The organism is Mycobacterium sp. SMC-19 (assembly GCF_045310815.1).
Classification (GTDB): domain Bacteria; phylum Actinomycetota; class Actinomycetes; order Mycobacteriales; family Mycobacteriaceae; genus Mycobacterium.
The window spans coordinates 97,863-114,843 of sequence record NZ_JBJIAM010000007.1 but is presented as its reverse complement, the minus strand read 5'-3'; the positions used below and the strand labels follow the sequence as shown (position 1 = coordinate 114,843).

General features: G+C 67.4%; 18 protein-coding genes and 1 pseudogene. 9 read left to right on the top strand and 10 right to left on the bottom strand.

Annotation, left to right across the window (positions count from 1 at the left end; translation table 11 throughout):
* The first annotated feature begins 3 nt into the window (after nucleotides 1–3).
* Nucleotides 4–987, top strand: coding sequence for a TIGR03557 family F420-dependent LLM class oxidoreductase (locus ACJH5R_RS16615; protein ID WP_406782389.1), 984 nt, complete (start codon nucleotides 4–6; stop codon nucleotides 985–987).
* A 94-nt stretch (nucleotides 988–1,081) separates the two neighbouring features.
* Nucleotides 1,082–1,366, top strand: a complete 285-nt coding sequence (locus tag ACJH5R_RS16610) for a hypothetical protein (protein WP_406758089.1) — start codon at nucleotides 1,082–1,084, stop codon at nucleotides 1,364–1,366.
* Here ACJH5R_RS16610 and ACJH5R_RS16605 read toward each other — a convergent pair.
* The 9 genes and pseudogenes from ACJH5R_RS16605 to ACJH5R_RS16565 form a co-directional block, all read right to left on the bottom strand.
* On the bottom strand, nucleotides 1,280–1,675 hold the full coding sequence (locus tag ACJH5R_RS16605) for a hypothetical protein (RefSeq protein WP_406782483.1): 396 nt from the start codon (nucleotides 1,673–1,675) through the stop codon (nucleotides 1,280–1,282). The two genes, ACJH5R_RS16610 and ACJH5R_RS16605, sit on opposite strands and share 87 nt — an antisense overlap.
* 5 nt (nucleotides 1,676–1,680) lie before the next feature.
* Nucleotides 1,681–3,477 (bottom strand): acetyl/propionyl/methylcrotonyl-CoA carboxylase subunit alpha, encoded by a 1,797-nt coding sequence (locus ACJH5R_RS16600; protein WP_406758090.1) that lies wholly within the window; start codon nucleotides 3,475–3,477, stop codon nucleotides 1,681–1,683.
* Nucleotides 3,478–3,568: 91 nt separating this feature from the next.
* A complete protein-coding gene (locus tag ACJH5R_RS16595) occupies nucleotides 3,569–3,985 on the bottom strand; it encodes a SufE family protein (RefSeq protein WP_406758091.1) in 417 nt (138 codons plus the stop codon).
* Nucleotides 3,985–4,896 (bottom strand): sulfurtransferase, encoded by a 912-nt coding sequence (locus ACJH5R_RS16590; RefSeq protein WP_406758092.1) that lies wholly within the window; start codon nucleotides 4,894–4,896, stop codon nucleotides 3,985–3,987. Before ACJH5R_RS16590 ends, ACJH5R_RS16595 begins: the two co-directional genes overlap by 1 nt.
* A gap of 81 nt (nucleotides 4,897–4,977) precedes the next feature.
* Complete coding sequence (locus tag ACJH5R_RS16585; RefSeq protein WP_406758093.1) at nucleotides 4,978–5,619, bottom strand: Maf family protein; 642 nt, start codon at nucleotides 5,617–5,619, stop codon at nucleotides 4,978–4,980.
* 18 nt (nucleotides 5,620–5,637) lie between these two features.
* Nucleotides 5,638–5,898: an acyl-CoA carboxylase subunit epsilon gene (locus tag ACJH5R_RS16580; protein ID WP_406758094.1), complete on the bottom strand. Its 261-nt coding sequence runs from the start codon at nucleotides 5,896–5,898 to the stop codon at nucleotides 5,638–5,640.
* Nucleotides 5,899–5,947: 49 nt separating this feature from the next.
* Complete coding sequence (locus tag ACJH5R_RS16575) at nucleotides 5,948–7,600, bottom strand: acyl-CoA carboxylase subunit beta (RefSeq protein ID WP_406758095.1); 1,653 nt, start codon at nucleotides 7,598–7,600, stop codon at nucleotides 5,948–5,950.
* A 48-nt stretch (nucleotides 7,601–7,648) separates the two neighbouring features.
* Nucleotides 7,649–9,016: pseudogene (locus ACJH5R_RS16570) on the bottom strand (HNH endonuclease signature motif containing protein).
* A gap of 97 nt (nucleotides 9,017–9,113) precedes the next feature.
* Nucleotides 9,114–10,070 carry an alpha/beta hydrolase gene (locus ACJH5R_RS16565; protein ID WP_406758196.1) on the bottom strand — a complete coding sequence of 319 codons (957 nt, stop codon included), beginning with the start codon at nucleotides 10,068–10,070 and terminating at the stop codon, nucleotides 9,114–9,116.
* An 88-nt stretch (nucleotides 10,071–10,158) separates the two neighbouring features.
* Here ACJH5R_RS16565 and ACJH5R_RS16560 point away from each other — a divergent pair, with 88 nt between their 5' ends.
* Together ACJH5R_RS16560 and ACJH5R_RS16555 are read left to right on the top strand one after the other, a co-directional pair.
* Nucleotides 10,159–10,980 (top strand): biotin--[acetyl-CoA-carboxylase] ligase, encoded by an 822-nt coding sequence (locus ACJH5R_RS16560; RefSeq protein ID WP_406758096.1) that lies wholly within the window; start codon nucleotides 10,159–10,161, stop codon nucleotides 10,978–10,980.
* A gap of 8 nt (nucleotides 10,981–10,988) precedes the next feature.
* Complete coding sequence (locus tag ACJH5R_RS16555; RefSeq protein WP_406758097.1) at nucleotides 10,989–11,546, top strand: PH domain-containing protein; 558 nt, start codon at nucleotides 10,989–10,991, stop codon at nucleotides 11,544–11,546.
* Here ACJH5R_RS16555 and ACJH5R_RS16550 read toward each other — a convergent pair.
* On the bottom strand, nucleotides 11,510–12,157 hold the full coding sequence (locus ACJH5R_RS16550) for a GtrA family protein (protein ID WP_406758098.1): 648 nt from the start codon (nucleotides 12,155–12,157) through the stop codon (nucleotides 11,510–11,512). The two genes, ACJH5R_RS16555 and ACJH5R_RS16550, sit on opposite strands and share 37 nt — an antisense overlap.
* A gap of 164 nt (nucleotides 12,158–12,321) precedes the next feature.
* Here ACJH5R_RS16550 and ACJH5R_RS16545 point away from each other — a divergent pair, with 164 nt between their 5' ends.
* From ACJH5R_RS16545 to ACJH5R_RS16525, 5 genes are all read left to right on the top strand, one after another.
* Nucleotides 12,322–13,488, top strand: a complete 1,167-nt coding sequence (locus ACJH5R_RS16545; protein WP_406758197.1) for a 5-(carboxyamino)imidazole ribonucleotide synthase — start codon at nucleotides 12,322–12,324, stop codon at nucleotides 13,486–13,488.
* Entirely contained in the window at nucleotides 13,481–13,996 is a 516-nt protein-coding gene (purE, locus tag ACJH5R_RS16540) for a 5-(carboxyamino)imidazole ribonucleotide mutase (RefSeq protein ID WP_406758099.1), read from the top strand. Before ACJH5R_RS16545 ends, purE begins: the two co-directional genes overlap by 8 nt.
* Before the next feature lie 14 nt (nucleotides 13,997–14,010).
* Entirely contained in the window at nucleotides 14,011–15,180 is a 1,170-nt protein-coding gene (locus ACJH5R_RS16535; protein ID WP_406758100.1) for an acyl-CoA dehydrogenase, read from the top strand.
* A 10-nt stretch (nucleotides 15,181–15,190) separates the two neighbouring features.
* A complete protein-coding gene (locus ACJH5R_RS16530; RefSeq protein ID WP_406782388.1) occupies nucleotides 15,191–15,757 on the top strand; it encodes a maleylpyruvate isomerase family mycothiol-dependent enzyme in 567 nt (188 codons plus the stop codon).
* Nucleotides 15,758–15,843: 86 nt separating this feature from the next.
* Entirely contained in the window at nucleotides 15,844–16,977 is a 1,134-nt protein-coding gene (locus ACJH5R_RS16525) for an aminotransferase class V-fold PLP-dependent enzyme (RefSeq protein ID WP_406758102.1), read from the top strand.
* Nucleotides 16,978–16,981 lie beyond the last annotated feature (4 nt).

Sequence of the window (16,981 nt, the reverse complement as noted above, 5' to 3'; positions counted from 1 at the left end):
AGCATGACACGCTTCGGCTACACCCTGATGACCGAACAGAGCGGGCCCGCGGATCTGGTCGGCTGCGCCGTTGCCGCCGAGGAACGCGGTTTCGACTTCGCGGTGTGCAGCGATCATTTCTCTCCGTGGCTGGCGTCGCAGGGCCACGCCCCCAACGCGTGGGCGCTGCTGGGCGCGGTCGCGCAGGCCACACAAGACATAGGCCTGTACAGCTACGTGACCTGTCCGACGATGCGCTATCACCCGGCGATCGTGGCCCAGCAGGCTGCCACCGTGCAGATCTTGGCCGAGGGCCGGTTCACCCTGGGGCTGGGCAGCGGGGAGAACCTCAACGAGCACATCGTGACGGGAGCGGGGTGGCCGAACGTAGCGCGCAGGCAGGCCATGCTCGCCGAAGCCATCAAGATCATCCGCGAGCTGCTGATGGGGGAGACCGTCGACCACCACGGCGACTATTTCCAAGTCGACCAGGCGCGGCTCTGGGACCTGCCGGACATCCCGGTCGCGTTGGCCGTGGCCATGTCGGGGCCCAAAGGTGTCGACCGATTCGCCGCAGCGGCCGATCACCTGATCGCAGTGCAGCCCGACCGTGATCTGGTCCACTCCTGGCACGCCGCACGACAGACGGCCGGATTGGCGGGCGGGCGAATCATCGGGCAGCTACCGGTGTGCTGGGACCTCGACCGGGATCAGGCAATACAGCGCGCCCACCGGCAGTTCCGCTGGTTCGGCGGCGGCTGGTCGGTCAATTCTGAGCTGCCGACACCGGCGGCGTTCGCTGCCGCGACCCGCTACGTGCAGCCGCGCGACGTCGCCGGGGCCATACCCTGCGGGCCGGAACTGGATCCCATTGTCGACGCCGTCGGCGCCTACCGGGACGCCGGTTTCACCGACATCGCGCTGATCCAGATCGGCGGGGAGGCCCAGGAGGCCTTCCTCAAGGAGGCCGCAGAGCCGCTGCTGGCGGCACTGCGCGACGCACCTTAAAGGCCACTGCGAGCGCGGCGGAGCCGGGCGTAGCAGGTGGCCGCCATCAGCGCAGCGGGTTTCGGGTGCAAGCGCCGAGGGTACAAGGGGCCTCATGAGCGACATCAGCGACACCGATGAGGGAATCGATCAGAGGCGTACGACCCAGCCGCGGGCCGGACTGGTGTTCAAGGACCGCCGGGAGTTGCCGGGATTGGCCATGCTGCTGATGGCGGCACTGGCATTGGTGGGCTTCATGAGCGCCGCCGCCCAGCACGACGCCGGGTGGACGCTGGGCTTCGGGATCGCGGTCCTAGCGTTGGCGATCGGCGGTTTGGCCTGGGTCTTCATCGGGCGAAACCGCACCACCCACGCCGGTCATCACCGGCGTCAGACCTAACGCGCCCGCAGCGAACCGGGACACCGCCTGTGCCCCGGTCATCGCGGCCTGCGCATGACTTGGCCGGTGCCGGCTGGCGATCTCGCCCGAGGTGGGATTCAGCGTCACCTCGGCCAACAGTTCCCCCGTCGTCGGCTCGCAGACCGCCCACAGGTAGCGCGAGTCGTCGGCCCAGCCTGATTCCGCCTTCGCGACGTAATCCGGATCCGTCTCACCGAGTTCGGCCAGGGTCACACGGTCGTCTATACGATCGTCGGCCCGTGGTATCCGCAGATACCACGGGCCGGCGTTGATCTCGACGGGCTCGATGTCGGTTACTTGATCTCGCAGAGCACGGTGCCCTGCGTGATGGCCGATCCGGCCTCCGCCGACAGGCCGGTGATGACACCGTCCTTGTGCGCGGTGACCGGGTTCTCCATCTTCATGGCCTCCAGGACGACGACCAGGTCACCGGCGGCGACCTCCTGGCCCTCCTCGACGGCCACCTTCACCACGGTGCCCTGCATCGGTGCGGTCACTGCGTCACCGGACGCCGCCGCGCCGCCGTGCGCGCCACGCTTGCGGGCCTTGGGCTTCTTCCGGATGGCTCCAGCGGCGCCGCCGGCTCCGCCGCCGCCCAGCGCCAGGTCACCCGGCAGCGACACCTCCAGGCGACGGCCGCCGACCTCGACGACCACCTTCTGCCGCGGCTGCACGTCCTCGTCGTCGAGGGGCTCACCGCCGGTGAAGGGCTCGATGTTGTTCTCGAACTCGGTCTCGATCCAGCGGGTGTGAACCGTGAAGCCGTTCTCGTCGCCGACGAACGCCGGGTCGCGAACCACCACACGGTCGAACGGGATGACCGTGGCCAGACCCTCGACGTGGAACTCGTCCAGGGCGCGCCGGGCGCGCTCCAGGGCTTCGGTGCGGGTCGCGCCGGTGACGATCAGCTTGGCCAGCATCGAGTCGAACTGTCCGCCGATCACCGAACCGGTCTCCACGCCGGAGTCCATCCGGATGCCCGGGCCGGTCGGCGGGTCGAAGCGGGTGACCGGGCCGGGGGCGGGCAGGAAGCCACGACCGGCGTCCTCGCCGTTGATGCGGAACTCGATCGAGTGGCCGCGCGGCTCGGGGTCCTCGGTGAGGTCGAGCGTCTCGCCGTTGGCGATCCGGAACTGCTCACGCACCAGGTCGATGCCCGAGGTCTCCTCGGTGACCGGGTGTTCCACCTGCAGTCGGGTGTTGACCTCCAGGAAGCTGATCAGGCCGTCCTGGCCGACCAGGTACTCCACGGTCCCGGCGCCGTAGTAGCCGGCCTCCTTGCAGATCCGCTTGGCGGACTCGTGGATCTCCTTGCGCTGTGCGTCGGTCAGGAACGGCGCGGGGGCCTCCTCGACCAGCTTCTGGAAGCGGCGCTGCAGCGAGCAGTCGCGGGTTCCCGCGACGACGACGTTGCCGTGCTGGTCGGCGATGACCTGGGCCTCGACGTGGCGCGGCTTGTCCAGGTAGCGCTCCACGAAGCACTCGCCGCGACCGAAGGCCGCAATCGCCTCACGGGTGGCCGACTCGAACAGCTCGGGAATCTCCTCGAGGGTGCGCGCCACCTTCATGCCGCGACCGCCGCCACCGAACGCGGCCTTGATCGCCACCGGCACGCCGAACTCCTTGGCGAAGGCCACCACCTCGTCGGCATCCTTGACCGGGTCCGGGGTGCCGGGAACCAGCGGAGCCTTGGCGCGGGCGGCGATGTGGCGTGCGGTGACCTTGTCGCCGAGGTCGCGAATCGACTGCGGGCTCGGCCCGATCCAGATCAGCCCGGCGTCGATGACGGCCTGAGCGAAGTCGGCGTTCTCGGAGAGGAAGCCGTAGCCGGGGTGGATGGCGTTGGCGCCGGACTGGGCCGCGGCGTCGAGGATCTTCTCGAACACCAGGTACGACTCGGCCGAGGTCTGCCCACCCAGGGCGAACGCCTCATCGGCAAGCCGGACGTGGGGTGCGTCGGCATCGGGTTCGGCGTACACGGCCACGCTGGCCAATCCGGCGTCGCGCGCGGCGCGGATCACCCGGACTGCGATCTCCCCGCGGTTGGCGACGAGCACCTTGGAGATCTTCGAGCTGGCATGGTTCGCCACTGGCCCTCCTGATGGCATGTTTAAGAAATGTCTTTAAGAATCTAGCTTCAGGCAGTGTAAAGCGCGACCGCTGAACCTGTTCCAGTGCCCCTTATGCGGCGCGTAAATGCCGCTTGATGCGGGTCAACATGGCCGACATACCCCGCAGGCGCAACGGGCTGATCAGGGCGGCCAGCCCCAGCCGAGACGCGAAATCCTCCGGCACGCCCAGGATGACGTCGGCCGGCTGGCCGTCGAGGCCGGCGGCCCAGATCGATGCGAAGCCGCGCGTCGTCGGCGCCTCTACCGGCGCGCTGAAGTACAGCCGTACCCGCTGCGGGTCGGCGGCATCGACATGCAGGAACAACGGCGACTGGCACTCCGGTACCGGTTCCATGGCGGATTCGGTCAGTTCATCGGGCAGGTCGGGCAGTTCGTCGGCGAACTCGATCAGCAGCTTGAGCTTGTCCTGGCCTTCGACTTCGGCGAAGTCGGACACCACCTGCGCCAATCCCTCCGGCAGGCTCATCAGCTGGCTGAACCCTCCTGGGCTCCTCGCAGCTGTCCGGGTTCGGGGCCGTCGACGATCGGCACGCGCACGGTGTTGCCCCACTCGGTCCAGGAACCGTCGTAGTTGCGGACATCGGCGAGGCCGAGCAGGTGGGTCAGAACGAACCAGGTGTGGCTGGAGCGTTCCCCGATGCGGCAGTAGGCGATCGGCTTGTCGTCGGGCTTGAGGAAGGCGTAGAGCGCCTCGAGCTCCTCGCGCTTGCGGAACCGGCCGGCGTCGTCGGCCGCCTTGCTCCATGGGATCGACACCGCGGTGGGGATGTGGCCACCGCGCAGCACGCCCTCCTCCGGGTATTCCGGCATGTGGGTGCGTTCGCCGGTGTACTCCTGCGGCGAGCGGACGTCGATCAGCGGCACCTGGCCGATGTTGGCCAGCACGTCGTCCTTGTAGGCCCGAATGGGGGCGTCGTTGCGTTTGACGACGGGGTAACCGGCGGTGGTCCTCGACGGCACGTCCAGAGTGGTCTCGCGGCCCGAGGAAACCCACAGGTCGCGTCCGCCGTCGAGCAGCCGCACGTCCTCGTGGCCGAACAGGGTGAACACCCACAGCGCGTAGGCGGCCCACCAGTTGGACTTGTCGCCGTAGATCACCACGGTGTCGTCGCGGGAGATGCCCTTGCGGTTCATCAGGTCGGCGAACTGCTCACCGGTGATGTAGTCGCGGACCGGGGAATCGTTGAGATCGGTGACCCAGTCGATCTTGACCGCGGTGGGGATGTGGCCGATGTCGTAGAGCAAGACGTCCTCGTCGGACTCCACCACGACGAGGCCGGGCGTGCCCAGATTGCCCGCGAGCCAGTCGGCTGTCACCAACCGTTCCGGGTGAGCGTAGGACTGCAGGGCGGGGCTGGGGTCGGCAGGAACTGGCACGATCCCGAGCCTACCGGTCGGTAACCGCTGTGCCACTTTCTTGCCCGGAAATCTCTGCGACGTCAGGTGGGCGTGACCTGGTCAGGCGACGGGGTTGGCCGCCCACAGGGCAGCGACCGAGAGCCCGGCCGGGCGCAGCAGCCGGCGAAGCATCGGCAGGCTGATGCCGATGACGCTGGAGGGATCACCGTCGACGCCGTCGACGAACCAGCCGCCCAGGCCATCCAGAGTGAATCCGCCGGCGACCCGCAGTGGCTCGCCGCTGGCCAGGTAGGCCTCCAGGTCGTCGTCATCAGGGCGGCCGAAACGCACTGTGGTGACAGCGGTTTCGGTGAACTGATGAGTGATCTCGTTGTTGCGCAACCGGATCAGGCTGTGGCCGGTGTGGAGCTGGCCGGAATTGCCGGCCATGCCACGCCAGCGGTCGCGGGCCTCATCGACCGTCGGCGGCTTGCCGCACAGCTTGCCGTCGATGTAGAGCATCGAATCACAGCCGAACACAACGCAATCGGTACTCACCGGAGGTCGCAGAGTGGACGCGACCTGCTCAGCCTTTGCGGCAGCCAGGGCGCCGGTCACGTCATCCGGGGAAGCAGTGGCGGGCAGGCCGGCCATCACGGCGTCCTCGTCGACACCGGATACCACCACCAGCGGGTCGATCCCTGCGCCGCGCAGGACGGCCAGCCGGCCTGCGGATGCCGAGCCGAGGACCAGCCTCGTCAAAAGTTCGTCACCGTCGGGTCATCGGCGCATGTGGGTGCGTTCCCGCAGCGTGATCAGCTGCCAGCTGAACACCGGAATCCGCAGCTTGTCGACGGGGTGGCCCCACAGATTGCGGTCCCGCGCACCGGCTTCGGCACCCGCGCCGCCTGCCGTGCCGAGCACCGCGACCAACGCCGCGATCTCCGCGTCGGTGGGGTTGCCCCGCAGCACCTTGATGTGCGGTTCGGCCGTCGCAGCAGTCTCTTCGACGGCCGTGGTCGCTTCGTTCTCTTCGCTCACAAGCTCACTCCGCTCTCGTGGCTCACCGGAGCTGTACTGCTCGCGTCGATCACAGGGGAATATTTCCGTGCTTCTTGGGCAGCGGCTGGACGATCTTGCGTTCCAGCAGCCGCAGCGACGCCGCGATGTAACCGCGGGTGTGCGACGGCGGGATCACCGCGTCGACGTAGCCCCGCTCGGCGGCGACGTAGGGATTTACCAGCGTGTCCTCGTACTCCTGCTGCAGTTGGAGACGCAGCGCGTCGACGTCGTCGCCGTTCTTCGAGGCCTCGGTGAGCTGCTGGCGGTAGACGAACCCGACCGCGCCCGAGGCGCCCATCACCGCGATCTGGGCCGTCGGCCAGGCCACGTTGACGTCGGCGCCCATCTCCTTGGACCCCATCACGCAGTACGCGCCGCCGTAGGCCTTGCGGGTGATGACGGTGATCTTGGCGACGGTGGCCTCACCGTAGGCGTAGAGCAGCTTGGCGCCGCGCCGGATGATGCCGTTGTACTCCTGCTCGGTACCGGGCAGGAAGCCGGGCACGTCGACCAGCAGCACGATCGGGATGTTGAAGCAGTCGCAGGTCCGGATGAACCGGGCGGCCTTCTCCGAGGCGTTGATGTCCAGGCAGCCGGCGAACTGGGTGGGCTGGTTGGCCACAATGCCGACCGTGCGCCCCTCGATACGGCCGAAGCCGACGATGATGTTCTGCGCGTAACCGGACTGGACCTCCAGGAACTCGTCGTCGTCGAGGATCCGGGTGATGACCTCGTGCATGTCATACGGCTGGTTCGGCGAGTCCGGGATCAGCGTGTCGAGCTCGATGTCCTCGGCGGTGAGGTTGTCCTCGATGGCACCTTCGGGCGCCGGCACCGGGAAGTGCGGCGGGTCGGCGTAGTTGTTCGGGGGCAGGTAGCTCAGCAGGTCCCGGACATACTCGAACGCGTCCTGCTCGCCGGAGGCGACGTAGTGCGCGGTACCCGACTTGCCCATATGGGTGTGGGCGCCGCCCAGCTCTTCCTGCGTGACGTCCTCACCGGTGACGGTCTTGATCACGTCCGGGCCGGTGATGAACATCTGGCTGGTCTGGTCGACCATCACGATGAAATCGGTCAGGGCGGGGGAGTACACGTGACCACCGGCGGCCGCGCCCATGATCAGCGAGATCTGCGGGATCACGCCCGAGGCCCGGATGTTGTTGTGGAAGATCTTGCTGTAGAGGCCCAGCGAGACCACACCCTCCTGGATGCGGGCGCCGGCGCCGTCGTTGATCCCGATCAGTGGCCGGCCGGTCTTCATGGCCAGCTCCTGGACCTTGACGATCTTCTCGCCGTAGACCTCGCCGAGGCTGCCGCCGAACACCGTGGCGTCCTGGCTGAAGATGCAGACCTCGCGGCCGTCGATGGTGCCGTAGCCGGTCACCACACCGTCGCCGAGCGGACGCTTGTCGGCCAGGCCGAAGTTGGTGCTGCGGTGCTTGGCCAGCGCGTCGAGCTCCACGAACGAACCCTCGTCGAGCAGTGCGTAGACCCGCTCACGAGCGGTCAGCTTGCCCTTGGCATGCACCTTCTCGACCGCGGCCTCACCGACCGGGTGCAGGGTCTCCTCGGTCCGACGCTTGAGGTCGGCGAGCTTGCCCGCGGTGGTGTGGATGTCGACGACGTGCTCGGCTTGCGCCTCTACGTGGGCCTCGCCGGAGTGCTCAGTAACACTGGTCATAAGAAACGATCTTAAAGTGTGGGCGATCGGACCGCCCGACCGGACCGGTTAGGGAATGTCGTCGTCGTCTTCGTTTTCCCGCAGTAGCCGCTCGGGGTGGTGGTAGTGGTTGGTTCGGGGTTGGCCGTGGTCTCAGTGTGGCGGCGCCAGGGTTTGGGTGGTGCCGTCGTGGCGCTTGCGAGTTTTCCAGCCGCCGGTGGTGATGAGTTGGTGGTGGGGGCCGCAGCGCAGGGTCAGGTCGGTGATGTCCGTACGACCTGTTTCGGCGTAGTCGTGGTCGTGATGGACTTCGCAGTGGTAGCCGGACACCGGGCAGTTGGGGTGGGAGCAGCCGCGTTCTTTGGCGTAGAGCACGATGCGTTGGGCCGGTGAGGCCAGGCGTTTGGTGTGGAACAGGGCGAGTTCTTGGGCGCCGTGGTAGATCCGCAGGTAGTGGTGCGCATGCGACGCCATGGCGATCACATCCGACATGGGGAGCCAGGTGCCGCCGCCGGTGTGGGCTTTGCCGGTGCCGGTTTCCAGGTCGGCCAGGGTGGCCGAGACGATGATGGTGGCCGGTAAGCCGTTGTGCTGACCGAGGTTTCCCGAGGCGAGTAGGGCGCGGCCCATGGCGGTCAGGGCGTCGTGGTTGCGTTGGGCAGCGCTGCGGGTGTCGGTGTCGATCGCGGCTTGGGAAGGGGTGCCGGCGGTGCAGGGGATCTCGTCGTTGGGGTTGCACATGCCTGGGGCGGCCCATCGCGCGAGTACAGCGTCGAGGGTGGCGCGGGCTTGGGGATCGAGATGGCCCTTGATGGATGTCATCCCGTCGCGGTCTTGCGGGCCGAGCACCACACCTCGGCGTTTGGCGCGCTGGTCCTCGGTGTAGTTGCCGTCGGGATGCAGGTAGTCGGCGAGGCGTTGGGCCAGTTTGGCCAGCTCGTCGGGGCGACACCCGGTGGCCAGGCCGGACAGCTGCGCTTCGGCCTGGGATCAAGTGCCCGCGTCGACATCGGCGGGCAGATAGGTGAAAAAGGAACGGATCACCGCGATATGAGCGGCCCCGATCTTCCCCGAACGTTGGGCGGCGGCCACGCTCGGCAAAACGGGTTCCAACGGTTCGCCGGTCAGACTGCGGCGGGCACCAAGTTCGGCAGCCTCAGCGATACGCCGTCCCGCCTCACCCCGGGTCAGGTGCAACTCGTCGGCCAGCACCCAGCGAGGCTTGCCGCCCAGTTCGGTGGGGTCGGTGGCGGCCAGTGCGTTGACCATCGGATGTTCCACCGCCGGAAGCCGCCGCCGCAGCACCTCGCAGCGCCGCAACAGTGCCAGGCATTCCCGCGGAGTCAGGGCGTCGAAGTCCAGATCCAGCGCCCGATCCAGGTCAGTCGACAGGGCGTCGAAGACTGCGACGACCTCCTCGCGACTATCCGAACGCATGTGCTAACAGTAGCTGCGGGGTCCGACAAGGCGCGGAAACTCGTCCATCACCAAAATGATTGTGACACAAGTGAATGCAGTGACAAACCGGGCGAAGTCAGGCGGCTGCGGTACCGGGCTTAGTGGGCGCGGTGACTTCCTTGACGAACTCGCCGATGTAGCGGATCGCCCGCCGCGCCTCGGGCAGCACGTCGGCCGCCAAGGGGAAGTCGTGCACCTGGCCCTCCCACAGATGCAGATCGCAGCGGACCCCGGCGGCATCCAGGCGTTGCGCCATGGTCTCGGCGTCGGGCAGCAGCAGCTCGTCAGTACTTGCGTGGATGGCGATAGGGGGCAGCAACGACAGGTCGGCGTCGATCGGCGACGCCGCCCGGGCGCGGAGTAGGTATCGGGTGAACGCCAGCAGTGCCTCGCAGGGGAACATCGCACATCGGCGGGCGTTGGGGTGCTGGAGCTTGGCGGTGGGGTTTGCGTCCGTGAACGGTGAAACTGTCACTATCCCAGCAGGTTTCACCAGATTCAACTGCGCCGATGTCAGGGCGGTCATGAAAGCCAGGTATCCGCCGGCGGAATCGCCCGCGATCACGATCTGCTCCGGGTCGTAGCCATGGCGAAGCAGCCAGCGCAATCCGCTCAGGCCGTCCTCGATCGCGTCGGCGATCCGGTGCGCAGGCAACATCCGATAGTCGATGTTGAGAACGCTGGCGTCGGCAGCTCGGGACAATCGAGTCACCAGTGAGCGGTGGGTGTTGAGCCCGCAGGTCAGGAACGCGCCGCCGTGCAGATAGAGAATGGCCCGTTGCGTCGAGACGTCTGCGGCCTGAACCCGTTCGGCGACACAGCAACCCAAGCGGAAGCGCTCGGCGTGTGCGGTGTGCCGGTGCGGCACCAAGCCGGCCATGCGGTCGACCGATGCGAGCGGCCAGGCCAGATCCGGTCGGACTGCCCACGCGCGCACCAGGTTCTTCACCACGAACCGGCTGGCCAGCCCCACCGCAACTGATTGTGCGCTGTGCCGGCGGTGAATTCGCCTCGTCAATCCCCTGGTGACCACGTCGATCACCTCCTCCACCTGTCCGATTACCCGCGCGTCGGGCGTCTCAACCGGCGTGGCTGCAGCGCCGGTTGAGTAAGCTGGCGCAATGAGTCTTGTGCCACGGCCGCCGCTGGATGTGACCGCTCTGCGAGATGGGCTGGCCGGTTCGAGCGGGCCATGGCGCACCGTGGATGTCGTCGACGACACCGGTTCCACCAATGCCGATCTGTTGGCCCGCGCCGCAGCGGGGGAGGACATCGACGGCGCCGTACTGCTGGCTGAAAATCAGACGGCCGGCCGTGGGCGTCACGGTCGACACTGGAGTGCCCCGGCGCGCAGCCAGCTCGCGCTGTCGGTGGGAGTCGCCGCCGCGACGGTGCCGACATCGGGTTGGGGCTGGCTGACGCTGGCGACCGGGGTCGCAGTCGCCGATGCGATCGCCGAAGCCTCGGGCCTGCAGGTGGGCCTGAAGTGGCCCAACGACGTTATCGCCGGCGACGGCAAGCTGGCCGGCATCCTCGCCGAGGTAGCCGCCCCGAAGCAGCTGATCGTGGTGGGGCTCGGGCTCAACGTGACGATGACCGCCGAGGAGGCTCCGGATCCCGTAGCGGTCTCGTTGGCCATGCTCGGGTCCTCGGTGCTTGATCGAAATGCCCTTGCCGACAAGGTTCTTCGCCACCTCGCGGCTCGGGTCGCGGCCTGGCGCGCGGCCGGTGGGGCGGACGACGCCCTGGTGTCGGACTATCGGCGGCACAGCTGCACGCTGGGAGCCCAGGTGCGCGCCGACATCCCCGGCGACCAACGAGTGGAGGGGCTCGCCGAGGCCATCGATGACGCCGGCCGCCTGGTGATCAACACCGGGAATGGCACCGTCACGGTGTCGGCAGGCGACGTCACCCGGCTGCGCCCGAATACGGGCAGCGGTTAGGGCCGGCCGTGGGTTACCCGGAGAACGTGCTGGCCGAGGACGAACAGGTGGTGTTGCATCGCCACCCCCACGTCAAACGTCTGATCCTGCCGGTACTGGCGCTGTTTCTGGCCACCGCCCTCGCCGCGTTCGCCGCCGGGTTCGTCAACCCGCGGACTTGGGATCCGGTCGCCAAGAACGTCGTCTTCGGGGTGATCTGGGCGATCTGGCTGGTAGTGGTCGGCTGGCTCACGCTCTGGCCGTTCCTGAGTTGGCTGACGACGCATTTCGTCGTCACCGACCGGCGCGTGATGTTCCGGCACGGATTGCTGACCCGCAGGGGCATCGATATCGCTCTGGCGCGGATCAACAGTGTGGAGTTCGTCCATGGGTTCATTGACCGGATCTTGCGAACCGGGACGCTGATCATCGAGTCGGCTTCACAGGAACCGTTGGAGTTCTACGACATCCCGCGGGTGGAGCAGGTTCATACGCTTCTCTACCGGGAAGTCTTCGACGGCTCCGACCGGAAGGACTTCGGCGGCCCCGGTCAGGACGTCTTCGACAGGCCGTCCGCCGGCGGTTGATGACGGGCCGGACGCCGGAAAAGCGTCACGACGCCGGTATCGGGGCCGCCCTCCAGTGAATCCTCGATCGCCTCGGCGAGCGCGCCGGTCTCGATCGTCGCGTCCAGCACGGCGTCGGTGCTGCGAGCGAACTCATCCGGAAAGACCCAGCGGCGGAACGCCCAGAACCGGAACGCCATCTGCAGCAGGTTGCCGATGATGTAAGCCGAGACGAAGTCCGACAGGTTCTCGACGGTCAACGACACCATGGGCGCCCGCAGCCCAAGTACGTAGCTGGAGAACCACAACGGCGCCATGGACAACACCACGCCGACGCCACTGACCCCGAAGAACAGCAGCGCCTCGTGGTGACGCTCCCGGCCGCCCCGATCCTTGAAGCTCCACTCCCGGTTGAGGATGTAGGAGGCGATCACCGCGACGATCCCCGAGATGACCTTGGCCGTGACGGGCTTGGGCGACAGGATGGTCAGCTTGAGGGTGTAGAACAGCGCCGAGTCGATGAGGAATGTGGTCGCGCCGACGATGGCGAACTTGATCAGCTCATGATGGCGTTCGGCCAGCGGACGGATCACCCGCGGCAGGCGGGCGATCGTGGCGTCGGTAAAAGACACAAGTTGCCAGTGTACGGACTCGGCCCCCTCCGCGCCTAACGACTGCGTAACGACCTCGCTGCGCAGCACTTGCGATCGCCGCGCACCGGCGTGACACGATATTGGCCGTGCCGAACCCCCCCACCCCGACGCCCCCTGCGGGCGGACGCAGCCCCCTCGTCGCCATGGTGGGCGGCGGCCAGCTGGCGCGGATGACCCATCAGGCCGCGATCGCGCTCGGACAGCGGCTGCGGGTGCTGGCCGCCGCGGCCGACGAGCCGGCCGCCCAGGTCACCCCGGACTTGGTGATCGGATCCCACACCAACCTCGATGACCTGCGCCGGGCCGCCTCCGGAGCCACCGTGCTCACCTTCGACCACGAGCATGTCCCGAGCGAGCTGCTGGACCAACTGATCGCCGAGGGTGTCAACGTCGCGCCGCCGCCCGCGGCGCTGCTGCACGCCCAGGACAAGCTGGTGATGCGCCGCAAGCTGGCAGAGCTGGGCGCGCCGGTGCCGCGGTTCGCCGCGATCGAGACGTCCGAGGATCTCGACGACTTCGCGGCCCTGACCGGCGGCCCGATGGTGGTGAAGGCGGCCCGAGGCGGCTACGACGGGCGCGGGGTGTTCATCGTCGACGACGTGGACCAGGCCCGGGCGGTCGTTGCCGACTATCTGGCCGCCGGAGTACCGGTACTGGCCGAAGAGCGGGTCGCTATGCGCCGGGAACTCTCGGCGCTGGTAGCGCGGTCCCCTTTCGGTCAGGGCGCGGCGTGGCCGGTGGTCGAGACCGTTCAAGAGAGCGGAATCTGCGTGACGGTGATCGCTCCCGCTCCCGATCTTCCAGACGAATCCGCTGCTGCTGCACAACAATTGGCGCTGCGGTTGGCCGATGAGCTGGGCGTGGTCGGGGTACTGGCCGTCGAACTGTTCGAAACCGTAGATGGCCAGGTGTTGGTCAACGAGCTGGCGATGCGGCCGCACAACTCGGGACACTGGACCATGGACGGTGCCGCCACCAGCCAGTTCGAACAGCATCTGCGCGCGGTGCTGGACTATCCGCTCGGCGCAACCACACCGGTGGCGGCCGTGACCGTGATGGCCAATGTCCTCGGCGCCCCGCAAACGCCAGCGATGACGATGGACGAGCGGTTGCACCACCTGTTCGCCCGCTATCCCGACGCCCGAGTCCACCTCTACGGCAAGGACGAACGGCCGGGCCGCAAAATCGGCCACATCAACCTCTTGGGTGCGGACACAAAGGACTCGGCGAACCTGCGCGAGCGGGCCGAAAGCGCGGCACACTGGTTGTCGCACGGGGAATGGAGCGATGGATGGGATCCGCATGACTGAGCACAAGCCCGGACCCCGGGTCGGCGTCATCATGGGCAGCGACAGCGACTGGTCGGTGATGGAAGAGGCCGCGCTCGCGTTGGCCGAGTTCGAGATCCCGTTCGAGGTCGGGGTGGTCTCGGCGCACCGCACCCCGCAACGGATGTTCGACTACGCCCGCGACGCCGCCGGCCGCGGCATCGAGGTGATCATCGCCGGGGCGGGCGGAGCCGCGCACCTGCCCGGGATGGTGGCTTCGGCCACACCGCTGCCGGTGATCGGGGTGCCGGTCCCGCTGGCCCGCCTGGACGGCATGGACTCTTTGCTGTCGATCGTGCAGATGCCGGCCGGAGTGCCTGTGGCCACCGTTTCTATCGGCGGCGCACGCAACGCGGGTTTGCTTGCAGTGCGTATTCTGGGCTCAGCCGACGCCGCGCTGCGGGCCCGCATGGCGGCATTTCAAGACCAGCTGGCCGCGAGCGTGCTTGCGAAGGACGCGATGCTTCAAGGTAAAGTTACCGGCGAGTAGCTTAGGAGGCTGTGATGGCTGGGTGGGCCGGGAATCCCTCGTTTGATCTGTTCAAGTTGCCCGAGGAGCATGATGAGTTGCGGGCGGCGATTCGGGCGTTGGCGGAGAAGGAGATCGCTCCGTACGCCAAGGATGTTGATGAGAAGGCCCGGTTCCCCGAAGAGGCCCTGGCCGCGTTGAATGCGTCGGGCTTCAATGCCGTGCACGTCCCGGAGGAGTACGGCGGTCAGGGTGCGGACTCGGTCGCCGCCTGCATCGTGATCGAAGAGGTCGCCCGGGTGTGTGCGTCGTCGTCGTTGATTCCGGCGGTGAACAAGTTGGGCACGATGGGTTTGATCTTGTCGGGTTCTGATGAGCTCAAGGCGCAGGTGTTGCCGGGTTTGGCCTCTGGTGAGGTGATGGCCTCCTATGCACTGTCCGAGCGTGAGGCGGGCAGTGATGCCGCGGCGATGCGGACGCGGGCCAAGGCTGATGGGGATGACTGGATTCTCAATGGTTCCAAGTGCTGGATCACCAATGGCGGAAAATCCAGTTGGTACACGGTGATGGCGGTGACCGACCCGGATTTGGATGCCAATGGGATCTCGGCGTTCATGGTCCACATCGACGACGAGGGCTTCACCATCGGGCCCAAGGAGCACAAGCTCGGCATCAAGGGTTCGCCCACGACCGAGCTGTATTTCGAGAACTGCCGGATCCCCGGCGACCGGATCATCGGTGAGCCCGGTACTGGCTTCAAGACCGCGCTGCGGACGTTGGACCACACCCGTCCGACCATCGGCGCTCAGGCGGTTGGCATTGCGCAGGGTGCGTTGGACGCGGCGATTGAGTACACCAAGGACCGTAAGCAGTTCGGGAAGAACATCAGCACCTTCCAGGGTGTGCAGTTCATGTTGGCCGATATGGCGATGAAGCTCGAGGCTGCTCGGTTGATGGTGTACTCGGCGGCGGCACGTGCCGAGCGCGGTGAGACCGGGTTGGGTTTCATCTCGGCGGCATCGAAATGTTTCGCCTCGGACGTGGCGATGGAGGTCACCACCGACGCCGTGCAGTTGTTCGGTGGGGCGGGTTACACCACTGATTTCCCGGTGGAGCGGATGATGCGCGACGCCAAGATCACCCAGATCTATGAGGGCACCAACCAGATCCAGCGCGTCGTCATGAGCCGACACCTACTGCGCTGACACCGCGGCGATGACAAACCGGATCGACATCGTCCGCGCGGCGCGGCATGCCTTCGTCGACACAGTCGACGGGCTCGGCGACGACGAATTCGACCACGGCACCACCCTGTGCACCCAATGGTCGCCGCGTGACGTACTGGCCCATCTGATCGGTACTTCCGAGATCGGCAGATACCTGCGTGCTCCGTGGCGGTTGCACAAGATCAACGCCGAGGTCGTCGCGGAGGGACGTGGTCGCGACCGAGCCGAGTTGATCGCCGACGCCCGGCGCTGGGCGCAGGTGCCCGATCGCGTGGTGGCCGGGCTCCTGTTGGGCGACTTGGCGATGCATCACCAGGATGTGCTGCGCGGGCTGGGCCGTAGCCGGGAGATCCCGCCGGTTGAAGAGGCCGCGATCCTGGCCGAGGGAGTGAGCCTGACCGTGCAGAAGCTGCAGCCGACGCTGCTGCGGTATCGGGTCGAGCCCACCAACGGGATCGGCCGGCCCCGTGGCCGTGGCACCGTTGTGCACGGCACCGCAGAAGCGCTGGGCCTATGGCTCGGCGGCCGCAACATATCCGATGTCGAGATCGGCTGAGGCGTTCGCGCGCATCGGTGAACGAAGGAATCCGACCGCCCTAAGATTGGCAGTCGGCGCTGTCCGTCCCACCTAGGAGAGGCTTCATGCCAGGACTTCTTCCCGAGGTCGACCCCGACGGTTTGCTGGAGTACTCCGTCGTCTACACCGACCGGGCACTCAACCACATGTCCGCACGCTTCCAGGACGTCATGAACGACGTCTCGGCCATGCTGCGCGAGGTCTACCACGCCGACGCGGCAGTCATTGTGCCCGGCAACGGGACGTGCGGCATGGAGGCGGTAGCGCGGCAGTTCGCCAACGACGCTGACGTGCTCGTCGTCCGGAACGGGTTCTTCAGCTACCGCTGGAGCCAGATCCTTGCGGCCGGCCGCATCACCGACCGTGTCACGGTGCTCAAGGCCCGTCCGACCGGCGACGGCGACCAGGCGCCCTTCGCTCCCGCGCCCATCGACGAAGTCGAGGAGGCGATCGCGCGAATCCGGCCGGCGGTGGTCTGCGTTCCGCACGTCGAAACCGCCAGTGGAATCTTGCTGCCCGACGACTACCTGGCGCGCATCGGCGCGGCGACGGCCGCGGTGGGCGGCCTGTTCGTCCTGGACTGCATCGCCGCCGGCGTGGTCTGGGCGGACATGGCGGCCCTCGGGGTGGACGTCTTGGTGACCGCGCCACAGAAGGACTGGAGTGCCGAGCCGGGCTGTGCCATGGTCGGCCTGTCGGGCAGGGCGCTGGAGGTCATGGAGCGCACCCAGAGCACCAGCTTCGCGCTGGACCTGAAGAAGTGGCGCGAGATCATGCTGGCCTACGAGAACGGTGGCCACGCCTACCACGCGACCATGCCGACCGGCGTGATCAGCGGCCTTCGCGACGCCATGGCCGAGACCCGCGAACGCGGGTTTGATGCCGTGCGCGAGCAGCAGTTCACCCTGGGGCGCAAGGTGCGTGCGCTGCTGGCCGAGCGGGGCTTCCCCAGCGTGGCCGCACCGGGATTCGAAGCGCCCGGCGTGGTGGTCAGCTACACCACCGACCCCGACATCCGCACCGGCAGAAAGTTTCTGGCCCAGGGCCTGCAGACCGCGGCGGGAGTGCCGCTGCAGTGCGATGAGCCGGCGACGTTCAGCACCTTCCGGCTGGGGCTGTTCGGTCTGGACAAGTTGGCCGATATCGAGGGCACGGTGGCGCGACTGGGCTCCGCGATCGACCGGATCGCCTCGGCCTGATCCG